At 65.4% G+C, this 13,867-nt stretch carries 13 protein-coding genes and 1 pseudogene; 11 read left to right on the top strand and 3 right to left on the bottom strand.

All coding sequences use genetic code 11. The features are described 5' to 3' along the window. The first annotated feature begins 21 nt into the window (after window positions 1-21). The 4 genes from LOK55_RS04370 to LOK55_RS04355 all read left to right on the top strand — a co-directional run bounded on the left by LOK55_RS04370 (window position 22) and on the right by LOK55_RS04355 (window position 2,514). Window positions 22-1,263 carry an integrase gene (locus LOK55_RS04370; RefSeq protein ID WP_229934397.1) on the top strand — a complete coding sequence of 414 codons (1,242 nt, stop codon included), beginning with the start codon at window positions 22-24 and terminating at the stop codon, window positions 1,261-1,263. A gap of 128 nt (window positions 1,264-1,391) precedes the next feature. Then, entirely contained in the window at window positions 1,392-1,727 is a 336-nt protein-coding gene (locus LOK55_RS04365) for a hypothetical protein (protein WP_229934396.1), read from the top strand. 105 nt (window positions 1,728-1,832) lie between these two features. Then, window positions 1,833-2,180 carry a PASTA domain-containing protein gene (locus LOK55_RS04360; RefSeq protein ID WP_229934395.1) on the top strand — a complete coding sequence of 116 codons (348 nt, stop codon included), beginning with the start codon at window positions 1,833-1,835 and terminating at the stop codon, window positions 2,178-2,180. 7 nt (window positions 2,181-2,187) lie between these two features. After that, window positions 2,188-2,514 (top strand): hypothetical protein, encoded by a 327-nt coding sequence (locus LOK55_RS04355; RefSeq protein ID WP_229934394.1) that lies wholly within the window; start codon window positions 2,188-2,190, stop codon window positions 2,512-2,514. Window positions 2,515-2,545: 31 nt separating this feature from the next. Here the strand turns inward: LOK55_RS04355 and mobF are convergent, their stop codons facing one another. Continuing rightward, window positions 2,546-6,085, bottom strand: coding sequence for a MobF family relaxase (gene mobF, locus LOK55_RS04350; protein ID WP_229934421.1), 3,540 nt, complete (start codon window positions 6,083-6,085; stop codon window positions 2,546-2,548). 335 nt (window positions 6,086-6,420) lie between these two features. Between mobF and LOK55_RS04345 the strand changes: the two are divergent. The 3 genes and pseudogenes from LOK55_RS04345 to LOK55_RS04335 form a co-directional block, all read left to right on the top strand. Then, window positions 6,421-6,801: pseudogene (locus LOK55_RS04345) on the top strand (DNA cytosine methyltransferase); the annotation flags it as partial. A gap of 46 nt (window positions 6,802-6,847) precedes the next feature. Continuing rightward, on the top strand, window positions 6,848-7,339 hold the full coding sequence (locus tag LOK55_RS04340; RefSeq protein ID WP_229934423.1) for a hypothetical protein: 492 nt from the start codon (window positions 6,848-6,850) through the stop codon (window positions 7,337-7,339). A gap of 368 nt (window positions 7,340-7,707) precedes the next feature. Further along, entirely contained in the window at window positions 7,708-8,781 is a 1,074-nt protein-coding gene (locus tag LOK55_RS04335; protein ID WP_308066636.1) for a saccharopine dehydrogenase NADP-binding domain-containing protein, read from the top strand. Between the two features lie 12 nt (window positions 8,782-8,793). Here the strand turns inward: LOK55_RS04335 and LOK55_RS04330 are convergent, their stop codons facing one another. After that, complete coding sequence (locus LOK55_RS04330) at window positions 8,794-9,411, bottom strand: TetR/AcrR family transcriptional regulator (protein ID WP_229934392.1); 618 nt, start codon at window positions 9,409-9,411, stop codon at window positions 8,794-8,796. Between the two features lie 70 nt (window positions 9,412-9,481). After that, the gene (locus LOK55_RS04325; RefSeq protein ID WP_229934420.1) at window positions 9,482-10,390 is read right to left on the bottom strand and encodes an AvrD family protein; all 909 of its coding nucleotides are present in this window, start codon (window positions 10,388-10,390) and stop codon (window positions 9,482-9,484) included. A gap of 644 nt (window positions 10,391-11,034) precedes the next feature. Here LOK55_RS04325 and LOK55_RS04320 point away from each other — a divergent pair. The 4 genes from LOK55_RS04320 to LOK55_RS04305 are packed head-to-tail and all read left to right on the top strand — an operon-like array spanning window position 11,035 to window position 13,866. Continuing rightward, complete coding sequence (locus LOK55_RS04320; protein WP_229934391.1) at window positions 11,035-11,301, top strand: hypothetical protein; 267 nt, start codon at window positions 11,035-11,037, stop codon at window positions 11,299-11,301. A gap of 17 nt (window positions 11,302-11,318) precedes the next feature. Further along, entirely contained in the window at window positions 11,319-12,239 is a 921-nt protein-coding gene (locus LOK55_RS04315; protein WP_229934390.1) for a serine hydrolase, read from the top strand. After that, window positions 12,212-13,075, top strand: coding sequence for a hypothetical protein (locus LOK55_RS04310; RefSeq protein ID WP_229934389.1), 864 nt, complete (start codon window positions 12,212-12,214; stop codon window positions 13,073-13,075). Before LOK55_RS04315 ends, LOK55_RS04310 begins: the two co-directional genes overlap by 28 nt. Continuing rightward, window positions 13,072-13,866: an alpha/beta fold hydrolase gene (locus tag LOK55_RS04305; protein ID WP_229934388.1), complete on the top strand. Its 795-nt coding sequence runs from the start codon at window positions 13,072-13,074 to the stop codon at window positions 13,864-13,866. Before LOK55_RS04310 ends, LOK55_RS04305 begins: the two co-directional genes overlap by 4 nt. The last annotated feature ends 1 nt before the right edge of the window (window position 13,867 follow it).

The following is a 13,867-nucleotide window of genomic DNA, read 5'->3' as shown; positions in this document are numbered from 1 at the left end:
GGTGGGATGGGCTCGTTGTCGATGTTGACCAAGCGTGAGATCACGAAGAAGTACGCCCGCGAGTACGCGGCCGCGTCGAAGAAGGCGCGGGGGCGGATGCTGGATGAGCTGGTCGCGACGACGGGTTGGTCGCGGGCGAACGCCCGCCGGCAGGTGACCGCGGCGGGGAAACGGCGCGGCCCGCAGCGGGCGGCCAAGCGTGCGCTGCGTGCGCGGACATACGGGTATGACACGCTCAAGCTGCTGATCAGGGTCTGGATGCTCGCGGGGCAGCCTTCGGGGAAGTATCTGGCCGCGACGATGGGGATCTGGCTGCCCAAGCTCATCGAGCACGGCGAGTTCGGTGACGACGCGCACCGGCTCACCGAGCACACTCGGGCTCAGCTGCTGGCTGTGTCCGGGGCCACGATCGACCGGTTACTCAAACCCACCCGGGACGGGATGCGGCTGACGGGCATCTCGGGCACCAAGGCCGGCCCGCTGCTGCGGACCTCGATCACGGTCCGCAAGGCCGGCGACGAGCACGAGCAGACGCCCGGGTTCTGCGAGATCGACCTGGTGCTGCACTGCGGGCCGACGCTGAAGGGCGAGTTCTGCCGCTCGCTGACCGTCACCGACGTGCACACCGGATGGACCGAGAACATCGCGCTCAAGAACGGCGCGCACCGGTGGGTGCTCGAGGCGATGCCGATCATCGAGGCGCGGTTACCGTTCCGCCTGACCGGGATCGACAGCGACAACGGTGGGGAGTTCATCAACGAGGCCCTCATCGGCTGGGCGCAGGAGCGTGACCTGTTCTTCACCCGGGCGCGCCCCTACCACTCCAATGACAACGCCCACGTCGAGCAGAAGAACGGTGACGTGGTGCGTCGGCACGCGTTCCACTACCGCTACGACACCGCGGCCGAGCTACGGCTGCTCAACGAGCTCTACGCGCTCGTGCGGGTCAGGCTGAACCTGTTCACCGGGACCACGAAAGCGATCGGCTACCGCACCAACCGCAACGGCAAAAGCGTCCGCGTCTACGACAAGCCCCGCACCCCGCACCAGCGGCTCATCGACTCCGGCGTCCTCACCGCAGAGAAGACCGCCGAGCTGGCCGCGCTATTTCAGAGCACGAACCCCGCCGAACTGACCCGGCAGATCACCGCGATCCAGACCCGCCTGATCCACCTCGCCGCAGCCAAGACCGCGGCGATCAGCGCCGGCGTTTCGCGAGCAAAACCAGGCGAGGCACGCACCCACCTTTCGCGAGCATCTTGACATGAGTCACCACGCCCCTCACCCGGTTCCGTGGGCTCACGCGACGTTGCGGGGGGCTGACAACCGGGGCCGGGGACGGCTGTGTGGTCCTGTCCACGCAAGGCGCGCGGACAGGAAGGAGATTCATCGTGTCGAACACACGCCCTGGATGGCTGACCGATCCGTGCCCCGCATGGTGTCAGGAGGACCACGCGGATCAGTGGCACCCGGAGGATCGCGCCCACGCGAGCGAGCACGTGGTGGTGCCGGTGATCACCATCGACCGCGGTTTCGCCGGCGGCGGGGAGCTGGTGCGGGAGGTGGCGGCTACGGAGCTTGCGGTCGTGGTCTACCGGCAGGTCGGGGCGCGGGAGGTGTGGGTGACGGTCGCGAATGACCGGCAGCGCATCGAGGTCACCCGCGAGAGCGCGGCCCGGCTGCGCGACGCCCTGGACGCCGCGCTCGCGCGCACCGCCCGGGAGTAGCGGCCTAAGCGAGCGGCCGACCGTCCGCCCCAATGCTTCGACCGCGCACCCGGCTGTAAGCGCAGGCGAGTGCCGCTTCGCCACGAGCGGCGTAGATTGGTGAGCATGAGCGGTCGGATCGCGCGGCTCGTGACAGTCCCGGACGTGGTGGGACTCCCGTTCCATGTCGCCCGGGACGCCGCGAGCGAGGCGGGCGTCGCGTTGGCTAATCCGGACCCGGACGGGCCGCCGATTGGCGTGCTGGCTTGGCCGGGCTTGTTCTACGTCGTCCGGCAGGCCCCCGAACCTGGGGCTGTGCTGCACGAGTGGGATTCGGTTGCTGTTGAGGTCGTAAGACACGGCGACATGCCCGACAACCAGGCGACCAGAATCCTTCCGCTCCCTCCTGCGGATTCCGCCCAGGCTATGCCGGAGCGAATGGCTCGCGTCGATCTGACCGACTACGAGAGGTGAGGTGCGTATGTCTGCCCCCGAACTGGGAGAGGACGAGGTTGCTCGCTCCTTGGCGGCGAAGGCGTTTGCCGCGCAGATCGTCGCTGCGGACTTGGGCGAGTTCGATGAGCAGATCGCACGGGAGGCATTACTGGATCGGTGGGAGCGCGCTGGCAGTCCTCCAGGGGCTTTCCTGCGTGCGGCATCGATGGTGGTCGACCTTCCGGCACGTGTCTCGCAGAGCGATGCCTCTGAGCTGGAAGAGTTCTCGATCTCACGCGAAGACGAGATAGCGGCCGCCAAGCGCGCGACCTCGTTCCTAGAACGTCTCGCGTTCGACTTCGAGCAGTTGTAGCAGCAAGAAGGACGAAGAGCGCGTTGCGTGCTCACAGCGAGCGCTCGATCGTTCGTCGGGGTGCCTGCCGTGTGGTCCTGCTCGGCTCGGCTCGGCTGAGTTCGCGTGCTCGATCGGCAGCGGCGCGGGCGCGAGCGGCATCGACCCGTTGTACGGTGCTGTCCGATGTCGGGCCGAGCAGCGTGGGTGCGGTGATCGGGTATCGGTCTCGGTAGGCGGCGACGGTGCGGGCGTGCCGCCGCCACGCCGCTTTGCCCTTGGTGTCCCTGGGAGGGCCACCGAGGCTGGTAACCCACTTCTTGTTGCCTTCGAGCGCTCGGTCAAGGACGGCGTCCGCGCGAGCCTCAATCAGCTCCCGTCGCTCCGTCAGGGCTTGGCGCATGTCGGGGGTCATGGTGCCGGTCGCTTCGGGGACGAGCCCGGCGATCAGCCTCGGTGCCTTCCTCGCCCGGCCGGACCCTGCGGGGCGAGTGGTGGCTCGGGCGAGCCGGTCGTGCAGGACCGCGGCCACGTCGTCGGCGTCCGCGAACCCGCGCGCGGCAACCAGCCGCGGCAGCAGCGTGTCGACCGCGTGGTGGTTGGCTTCCGCGCGGCGCAGCTCGGCGGTGAGGGCGCCGAAGGCGGGTGAGGCGATCGCGTCCTCCGCCTCCGACGCGGCGAGCCCAGAGGCGCGGATGAGGGCCGCCCACCGGTCGTGTTGCGCGGCCTGGGCGATGGTGTCGTACTCCGCGGCGAGCTGGCCGATCGACGCCCAGCGTTCCTGCTCGGCGGTGATGGCCTCGTGGGCGGAGGGCTCGGCGCCGACATGTTGAAGAACCCCGTACAGCACGCTCCGCGCAGTCGCCTCGGGATTGTCGCCCGGGTGCGCCTGGGCGTGGGTGTCGTCGGGCTTGTCGGTCGCGACGTACACGACGTTCTCCTCACGGCCGCGGGTGAGCGCAACATACAGGTTCTCCCGCGTCGTGGACGCATCCGCCAGGACGTGCGCGGTGTCCGTGGTGACACCCTGTGCCCTATGCGCCGTCACCGCATAAGCCAGGTCCAGATGATCGGCGACGTAGCCGGCGGGCAGCACCACCGCGCCCTGCTTGACGCCGGCGCGACGGAGGGTGATCGACCCGTCGCGGCGGATGTCGGTGACCTGCCACCTGTCACCGTTGCGCACCCAGGAGCGGCCGGTGCGCAGGCGCCGGTCGTTACGGCGCGTGATCACGGTATCCCCGACGCTCGCGGCGGTCCCGTCCCGTAGCGCGACCTCGCGGGTCGGGGTGATCGTGCCGTCCAGGATCAGATCGGCACGCGCACGGGCGTTGAGCGCGGTGACGGTCTCGTTGCTGTCGGCGATCAGCACGGTGGCTTTGCCTGCGAGGGTGTCGTGGCGCCAGGCGGTGTAGGCGGCGTCCATCATGGCTTCGGTGTCGCCGCCGTGGATGCGGTCGTGGTCTGCGTAGGTGTCGATGATCTCGACTCGTCCGTGGCGTAGGTCGAGGGAGGCGGTCTTCTCCCACTCGTTTACGAACCGGTGCACGTCGACCAGTTCGGGGGCGTCGTCGCGATCATGGACGAGGAGATCGAAGGCGCCGCCGGCGTCGACGGATTGGAGTTGGGCGTAGTCGCCGACCAGCAGCACCTTCGCCCCCGCGTGCTCGGCTAGAGCGGTGATGCGGTCCAGGGAGAGGGTGCCGGCCAGTGATGCCTCGTCGATGATGACGAGTTGGCCCTTGCGGAACGTCTCACCACGGGTGAGGTGGTTCTGCCACCACTTCGCCGTGTTCTCCGTGACGATGCCGAGGTCATCGGCGAGGACCTGCGCGGCCACCGCTGACGGTGCGAGGCCGACGACGGAGCCGGGGCCGTGCTCGGCCTCCCAGGCCCGCCGCAACCTGGACATCGCCGTTGTCTTCCCGGCCCCGGCCGGCCCGACGAGGATGTCCACGACCCGGCCGGACACGGCGACAGCAGCGAGGGCGGCAGCTTGGTCGGGGCCGAGGGTGCGGCCCTGCCGGTCGGGACGGTTGGTGATCTTCTCCGCCGTCACCAACGACACCACCGGCCCGGTCGTGGTCCGGGAGCGTTCGAGGAGGTGATCTTCGGCGGCAAGCAGCAGTTCGGAGGAGAACACCGTCGAGCCGCGTGGACGGAATCGGGACGTGCCGTCGGCCCGTTGGAACAGCACCGGACTCGACGCCAGCTCCGGCGGCGTCAGCCGGAGCGACGCGGCCTCAGCGGCGTCGGTGACCAGCCCCATAACCGCTTCCCGATCGTGCGTGGTGGCGAACCGCCAGCCCATGAGCTGCCGGGAGGCCTCGGCGTGCAGGTTCCACCGCCGCCACGTCGACCGCCGCTCACCCACCACGCCCACGACAGACCGGCCGAGGTCGGCGATCAGGTCGAGGGGCACGTCGTCGGCGCGCAACACCACCTGCCGCTCCGCCATCGTCGTCAGTCGCCGCGCCCACGAGGTTGCGTCCTCACCCAGCACCTGGCCGGCACGGTGCCGCCATGCGGCGGTCAGCTCCGCCAGGGACTTCACCTCCTTGTCCGGGCGGGTGGTGAGGGTGGCTTGGGCGCGCAGCCGGATCACCGACCGCGGCGAGGGCTGCCGACCGTGCTTCGCGACGTACTCCGCGATCAGACGCTCCTTCTCGGCCTCGATGTCGCGGGTCCGGGAAGAGAACTCACCGATCAACTCCTCACCGACCCCAGTGAGCTCCCATGCGGTGTTCCGGTCGCGTCCGCGCTCGCGGGCGTCCCATCCGATGCCGAGGGTGCGGGTGAGGTGATCGGCGAGGACAGCGTTGTAGTGCTCGGACACGGCGACGACGGCGGCGTGTATGGGGCGGCCAGCGAGGGAGCGCCAGATGCCGTCTTGGGCGGTGCGGACCTTGTTGCTGATCACGACGTGCGTGTGCAACTGCGGGTCACCCGCCCGGGAGTCGTAGTGATCGAACGCCGTGGCGATGAGCCCGGTGACATCGACGTGGGCGACGGTGCCCTCGGGACCGTTTGCGCCGATCCGGGTGGATGCAACCTCCCGCTCCATGAACGCAACCACCTCCGCAACCGCCGCATGGTGCGCATCCGCGATCAGTGCTTGCGTGCCCGCATCCGCAACACCCCACAGCACCGACACCGACTTCGGCACCGAGAAGGTGAAGTCATACCCCGCGACCGCGCGGCGCGTCCCACGCTGGCTCTCTTCGGCCTCGATCACCGCGACCGCCTCCGCACGCTCCATCACCGGCAGATCGGCGGGAAGGTTGGCGGTGCGCTTCGCGATCCGCTCCTCCACGGACGCGAATCGGTGATAGGCGTGGCCGAGTGGGTCGCCGGTCACCGGATCACGACCCATCCCCATCAACAGCTCGAGCTGCGCCTCGGACACCCGGTCACCGGCCTCGATGACGCCGCCGCTGAGGGTCGGGAGGCCAGCGCCGAGCCAGAACCCCGGCGGGCTGCCCGCCTCAACGTAGTAGCGAGTCAGCGGGGTCGAGAGCGACCTGTCGCCGTCACCGGCGGCGACCGTGCGCAGCAGGTACTTGTACCCATCGCCCGCCGACATCACCCGCATCGAGACCGTCACCGCCGTCACCTCCCGAACAGCAGGTGAGCGGCCAGCACCAAGCTCAGCGGTTCGTCGCCTACGGCGGAATCACACTGTCAACATACGTTGACAAACCTCACTAGAAAGACGTGTGGGACCTCAGAAGGGCATCGGGGAGGTGAGGCCGATGGAGACGAGCGGCGGAGCGGCCTGGGCAGGAGGTCAGCGAGGCGTCGCGTCGGTGGACGGGAGATGGCGACGGGAGGCGGCAGTGACCGAGGCGTGCACCTGCCAGGTGACCAGCCCGGTCAGGAGTCCAGGAGGGGACGACAGCCGGGGATCACCGACCGGCCGGAGTCCTCATGCCCGAAGCGAGTGCCGAGAGCACAGCACCTAGACTGCGGGTCGGCAGTCTCTTCTCTGGGTACGGCGGACTTGACCTCGCCGTGGAGGAGGTCTTCGACGCCGAGACCATCTGGTTCTCCGAACTTAACGAACCCGTCGCCCGCGTCTTCGCCCACCATTGGCCCGACGCACCGAATCTCGGTGACATCACGACTATCGACTGGAGCACGGTGCAGCCAGTGGACATCGTCTGTGGTGGGTTCCCGTGTCAGGACGTCTCCACGGTTGGGAAGATGGCCGGCCTAGTGCCCGGCACCCGCTCCGGTCTCTGGGTGCACATGGCCACCGCGATCCACGCGCTGCAGCCCGAGTGGGTCGTGATCGAGAACGTCCGCGGCCTGCTCTCCGCACCCGCTATCCGCCTGACCCCGGAAGGAGACCCCGATGAGCAACGCAACCCCGGACCCGCAACGAGTGCCGCTGCAACCCCTAGCGACGTGGAACCCGACCTGTGGGGTCTGGGAGACAGCGCAGCTCGACCTCTCACAGCGGCGGCAGCCGTGGTCGGGGACCTGGTGGACCTCGGGTGTGACGCGCAATGGCTCGGTCTACCCGCTTCCGCGATCGGCGCACCGCATCCCCGGTTCCGTGTCTTCATCCTCGCCCACCGCACTGTTCCGAACCCCGCTCGCCTCGGACGCGGCCCGGGGCGGGGAGAGCTTGCAGCAGGTCAAGGCCAGACGTGGCACGATCGCGCTATCCCACCAGATCATCGATCTTGCCCTCCACGGCCCGGAGGGCCACCCCAGAGCCGAGGAGCTGGAAAGCCTGTGGGGGCTGATCACGGAGGTGCTCGACGCTGGGGACGCTACACAGACGCCATCGCCCGATGGGAACACGTCACTGGACGGCCAGCCCCGCCGCCCGCTCTCCTGAACGACAATGCCAGCCCACGCCCCGCACCCAGCTTCGTGGAGTGGCTGATGGGATTACCTGAAGGATGGATCACCGATCCCAAGTGCGGCCTAACCGACGCGCAGCAGCTATTCGCTCTCGGCAACGGTGTTCTACCTGGGCAAGCAACAGCTGCATTGAGAGTGCTGATGTCAGCCGCTGACGATTGATGTGCCGCAGCGCGTGTTTCTGCTTCATAGAGGTCGACGTCAAGGCGATGCGTTCAATCTTCCGGAACGGCCGCAGGCGGTTTGAACCGCGGAGCCCCTCCACGGAGGTCTGTCCCATCGTTCGCGTCGACCCACCCGGTATTGTGATCGGACCTTCAGCTTCTCCACGAAGGGCTGCGGGTGTGTGGCAAAGAGGATGAGGCGCGAGTGACAGAGACGTTGCCCTGGCTGGTCTATGGCGCGGGCACAGTTGGAAGAGCAGTCGTCGAGTTGCTCGTTGGCCTGGGCAAACCGGTTCTTCTCGCGGGGCGAGGGGAGGGCCGGGTACGAGGGCTCGCGGGGGCTGCAGGAGTCCCCTACCAAGTCGGCGATGTGAGCTATCCGGACCGTTTGTTGAAGGGAGTATCCGGCGTGATCAACACGGCCGGTCCGTTCAAAGATGCGGGACCGCAGTTGATGAGCGCGTGCATCCGGACTGGGGTGCATTATGTCGACGTATCGAATGAGGCGGGGTCTCACATTGATGCGTGGTCGCGGGCTTCTGAGGCTCGCGTGCGAGGCATCGGGATGATCGTCGGAGCGGGGATGGGTACGTGGTTCAGTGAGCGGCTGGTGCACGCTCTCGCAGCCGAACTGGACGACCCCGTCTCAGCCCACTTGTTCATGGTGCCCTCTGGAGGGGTGGCGAAGTCCCCGGGCGTCACTGCTAGTCAGAACGTGGTGTTGTCCGATCCGGCGTTGGCAATCGTGGACGGACAGATGAAAGCGCTCCGACGCCGGGTGCGGGCCCTTCCTGCCGGGGCAGGTCAGGGCGCGGCCCTGGCAGTGGGGACGGGTGACGTGATCGCCCTCGAGAAGTCGACAGGATTTCGGACGGTGACGGTATCGGCTGGCGTTAGAGTCACTCCACGGGTTCTTGGACTCGTGTTGCCTCTCCTCACAGTGAAGGCGCGGTGGTCCGCTGCCCATCCCGCACGCCACTCGGCCCAGAGTCATGATTCGCACCTGGCGGTCTCGCTTGACGATCGTCGGCCTCGTCTATTCGCCGAGGTCACGGGTGCGGATGGTGTGCGAGTGCAGGGATGGCTGTCCTCGCGCTCTGGGTCTACGGTCGCCGCGCATACCGCGGTGGCTGCGATGCAACTACTCGCACTTGGCGGCCTCGCGGGTACGCACACGCCTTATCAGGTTCTCGGTCACCATGCTCTGGGCAGCGGGCTTGATCCGGTGATCGAGATTTATGATCGCGCGTGAGTCCCGGAGTTGTCAGGGGCGGCGGCGAGGGGTGAAATCATCGATGGCAAGGGAACGAAGCACGAACGACTCGACATCGTGGAGGGCGTTAGGCAGATCTGTCCAGGCGTCGTTGACGAAGGAACTGACTTGGGCGCCGGTGAAAAGGTAGACGATGGAGCGTGCTGCCTGGGGGATCTCCACGCCGTCACGAAGGTTTCCCTCACCACTCGCGCGGTGAAGGAATCCACTGATCGCTTCTAGCCAGGCAGGGTCTGGTAGCTGCGCAGTTCCGGGGAACGTCGTCGACGATTGTGTGACGAGCCTGATCCCAGCTTGCGCGACAGGGTCTGAGCGCAACGACTCGCCGAGCGCGTCGGAGAGTGCGAGGATACCGGAGAGCCCGTCGAGGTCAGAGCGCGCGAGCTTGTCTCGAAGCTGGATGAACTGCTCGTCTTGGCGCCGGATTAGGACTTCCGCGATCTGCCTCTTCCCTTCAGGGAAATGAAAGTAGAACGCGCCCTGCGTAACGGTGGACTCCTCAAGGATGTCGGCAACGCGAGCAGTCTCGTAGTGTAGGCGCGCAAACACCTTCCCTGCTGCGGTGATTAGGGCTTCGCGAGTTGCGATCGCCCTTTCCTGCTTCGCCAATCAGGCTCCTCGTGCGGTAGGCGTTCGTTCGTATCAGTACCGCCGTCCATGTTTGCACGACTTGCTGCGGCTAGCGGGGCGGCACGCGGAACCCGAACGATGCCTCTGCGCGTGCTCCGTAGCTTGCCTCGGCCATCAGGGTGAGATCGACGACTTCCTCGCCACCGATGAGTAGCACGCGATCTCGTGTGAGAGTAGTTCGCGATTCGAAGGTGCGCAGCCGCGGGTCGACTGAACGGTCCAGGGTGAGTCTGCGCAGCCAGAGATTCGGCACGGATCGCCGATCCAGTTGCTTCGCGGCGTACACGGCGATCTGGCTGAGTTGCCCGAATATCGCTAGCTCTTCCACGCATGTGAGAGCGGCCGGCGGTATGCCAAGTTCATGAACCGCATGTAGGTCACCCGTAGTTGCGTGCAGCACCTTGCCCGTAGACAGGGCCTCGCGTTGGCCTCTGTCGTGAAGTTGCAGGTCGATCGGGCGGCCCCCATGACGCGTCCTCTCAGCGACGATGTCAACTACGAATCCCTCCACGCGGGAGCTGACACGCACGGTGCCGGCGGCGAGCGGGTCGATGCATTGCACAGTGACGTTGATGTGTGCCGTATCCGAGATCGTCTGCGCCGGAGCCTTGACCTGAACTCGGCGAACACTCCCGACAAGCAATGCTCGTACCTTGTCATTGAACGCGGTAGCGGCACGCAGTACCGCAGAGGTCAGCGCGATGGCATCGAAGCTGCTGAGATGAACGGGTCGAGGCCGGCCTGAGGCATCAAAAGACCAATCCTCCGGATACCGTGCGCTTCCCACTCCCTGCATGGCGATCGCTTCGTGGGCATCGTTCACGCTCACTATCTCGATGGCATGTGAGACCCGACGGAATCCCTCTCCGAAGTACCGGGCACTAGCGGGTCCAAGTATGTTCTCGAACCGTTGACCAGCGAACGCGCCAAGCGCCGGCGAGTCCCCCTTGTGCTGCATCTCACGGCTCCTGTCTGGAGTAAAAACCGTTACCAACGAAGGATATGCGTTGCCGGTGCCGTAGGCCATCGCTACATCGCACGCCGGAACTGTCTGAACAAGGGTGGGTACGGTCCGACCTGATCCGAAACGAGACGGCTGTAACTGTCACGACCGAGTCGTTACATGGCGCGATGATCCCGCGACGAGAGCGGTCACCGGTCAGAACGCCATCACCGAACGGTTGCAGGCGTAGGGCAGAGCGTGACCCTGCGGTGGGCACTAGAGGGATCTGAACCAGCTCATGGAGAACGTCCTAGAGACCGCGCCGAACGCCGAGCTGACCGAGGGCCTCGGTCACGAGCACGTCGCAACTGAGGCTCATGAGCCGCTCGGTCTGGTTACGCTCGACGCCCCAGCCCTGGAAATGAAGAGCAAAGCGGCTTGGCGGGGCGCCATCCGTCAGGCCGCGCAGGCGGATGGGTAACGCGGGCTCAGCTGTTGCAGGGTATGGAGCCAGTGCCCGTATGATCCCGACCCACCTTCGGCCCGCAGGGTCTTGTAAACAAACCTTCGCGTGGCTATGTTTAGCTCCGTGGCCAGGTTCTCGCCACCGGGGCGAGTCTCAACTTTGCTGTGGCCACGCGGCAGAAAGGATGAGCAACATGAGCACTACGATTACGGAGCTGCTGGAAGAGAGGGCGAACTCCATGGATGTTTCGCCGAGCGGCTTCCAGAAGCTCGGACAGGACCGGACGCTCGTGATGGGCACGCCGGGCTTCACGGTGACGATCGCGACCTACGCGCTCATCTCGTCGATCTTCATCACGACGACCCAGACCGGCGGACCGGAGCGGAGCCTGCCCCAGGAGAAGCTCGACGGGGTGGACGGTGCCTCGATGTCCGACCTGCTGAAGCTCCACGAGAGCTGACAAGCCAGGCAACCCGATTGGCGAAGAAGCCGGGTGACATGGTGTCCGGGGCGTCTGCTCTTGACTGGTTCGATGAGCACCCGGGTCAGTTCTCCATCTTCGGATCGTCGAAAGGGCAATCCTGGCAGGTAGAAGCCGACACCCCTCGGGTGTTGGCTTCTGCTCAGAAAATTCATGTGTTTGCCGCCTTGCTAGAGCTCGCGCGGCTTGACCCAGAGCTCTTCCAGACGACGGTGAGGATTGAGGAGCTCCGCCGGCATCATCTTCCCGGAACAGATACAGGAGCATACGAGCGCGCACTGCTCGCAGGTGGGATAAGCCTGGAGGCGGACGGTACGCGCAGCGTGACGGTGAGCCAGCTCGCCACCCAGATGCTGTATTACAGCTCTAATGCTGCAGCGGACGCACTGGCCGATCTCATTCAACGGCGCGACCTTGAGCTGATGCTCACTAGCAGTCTGCCGCCACGAATGCGCCAGCAGTTTCTTGTCGCTTTCGATGCCCGGCCCGACGGCCCGCGCGCCCTGGCTTCTGCAGAGAGGAGAGGAATGCTGACGTACCAGAACACGACCCGGTATCTCTCCGAACTCATGACGAGAGTCCTGGTGATGCGGGAATACTCCCCAGGCAAGGACGCTGTCCGCTTCCTGCCGTATCTCGCAGGGCAGGGCGAACGCGGTATACGCGGGAAGCGCGGCCAGCTTCCCGGGTTCAGAGCGGGAGTTCTCGTGAGGAGAACGACGGACGGGGCGCCGGTAGTAGGCGCTTACGCGATCACAGACGAGTCATTCGGAGTGGTCGGGGATCGAACGTCACGTGCGGTTGAAGCCGCTGCGATGGGGCTCGCCGCTGGCCTAATCGACAGCCCGGTCCTTCAGCGTGGCGCAGTGCTGGAAGGTGAGGTGGGCGCGTGGCAAAGGGAGATCGACAAAGCATAACTGCGGCTCTTCGCACATCGGACCTGTTCACACAGATCACCACAATCACAGGAGCGCTTGAAGACCTCGCTCCAACAGGGATCAAGAGACGCTCGTCCTATCTGAGCTATCGAATAGCGCGCCTCCGCTACCCTCGCATATTGCGCGGGCCTGTGTCTGATGCGGTCTTCTCGCCCCGTGTCGAGAAAGCAGTGAGCGTTGGGAAACTTGCGGCATCGGTGGTCCTGCTCGTGGTCGATGCAAAGTCGCCGACCGCTCGGGCGATGAGGATCGTTCAGATGGTCGGGCACATATACGGTCACGTGCGAGTTGGAGGGTACGGGCAGGACGGATCCGACCACGCACTTTCGATCTTGCACGCCTCACAGATGGTGGCGTCCTTCTCCAAGCCAGGCAGTGCGGCCGAACGAGCAGCGTTCGAGTTCGTGGCCGCCCAAGGCATCCTGTCGTATTTCGCGTCCGGGATCGTCAAGCTAATCTCTCCTGTCTGGAGAGCGGGGGCAGCTATGCAGGGCATAACCCGATCAACATCGTACGGCGACGAGAGGCTGCACATCTTTATGCAGAGGTACCCGACGGTCGCAAAGCTTGTTGCATGGGGGACGATCATCGGAGAAACTGTTTCACCTCTCGTGCTCATCATGCCCTCTCCTTTGCGGGCTGCGTGGCAGGGTTCGATGGTATCCATGCATGCCGGAATCGCACGATTCATGGGATTAAATAGATTCTTCTGGGCCTTCACGGCATTCCATCCAGTGATCGCCCTAACGGCAGCTCGGTCCTTTGAGCGCCTTCGGCGCGGAAATCACCGCAAGCGATCGGATCGTGCCTCATGAGCGAAGAACCTGTCATGATCATCTTCGAGCACGGGATTCTCTCTGGGGGATTCGCGTGGGAGTGGGTGGTTTCGAGGCTCCCGGATCGCGCAGTTCCGATCGTGCACGATCGTCAAGGCACTAGCACCTTCGACATCGCGTTCCGACGAACCGATTACCATGCAGTGAAATCACGACTGGACCACCTCCTCCCTCTTGAACTCAAGCGCTCAGCCAGAGTGGTTCTAGTTGGACATTCGATCGGAGGTCTACTGGTACGCGCACACGCACATGCTCTGGGGGCGCGGTTAGCAGGCATAGTCTATGTCGACCCTTCGCCGCCTGAACAGTTCGAACCAGCAACCGACACCGATTATCAATTCTTGCGACTGCAGCAGCTTCTCTTGAAGCACGCTGCAAGATCCACAGTCAACAAGACGCCGAACGCCTCGGACGTGGAGGTGATCAACCTCCTCCCCAGCCGCGTACGGGAGGGCGCGATCCATCGGCTGACCGACCATCGATTCTGGCTCAACGCCTACAGGGAAGCACGATCGGCCGGTAACCGATGGCTGGATGCCGCGATCTTCCCCGAGTTCGACAACTGCCCGACAGTCGTCGTGTCATCTTCTGTATCGGCTCGTCCTGATTCGCTCCAGAACCAATTCGAGGAGCGCCTCCTGAGTGCAGCTAATCCGAGCATGAGGATCCTTGCCCGTGAAGCTAGCCATGAAACGGTCGTATACGACGAACGCGAATCTACCGCAGTCAATCGTGGCATCGACTGGGTTCTCAAGGAGGTCGAAGCATGAT

Origin of the sequence: Microbacterium sp. F2E, from assembly GCF_020905435.1 — a bacterium.
In the GTDB taxonomy this organism is placed as follows: Bacteria; Actinomycetota; Actinomycetes; order Actinomycetales; family Microbacteriaceae; genus Microbacterium; species Microbacterium lacticum.
The sequence above is the reverse complement of the archived record's forward strand: the minus strand, read 5'-3'. Positions and strand labels throughout refer to the sequence as shown.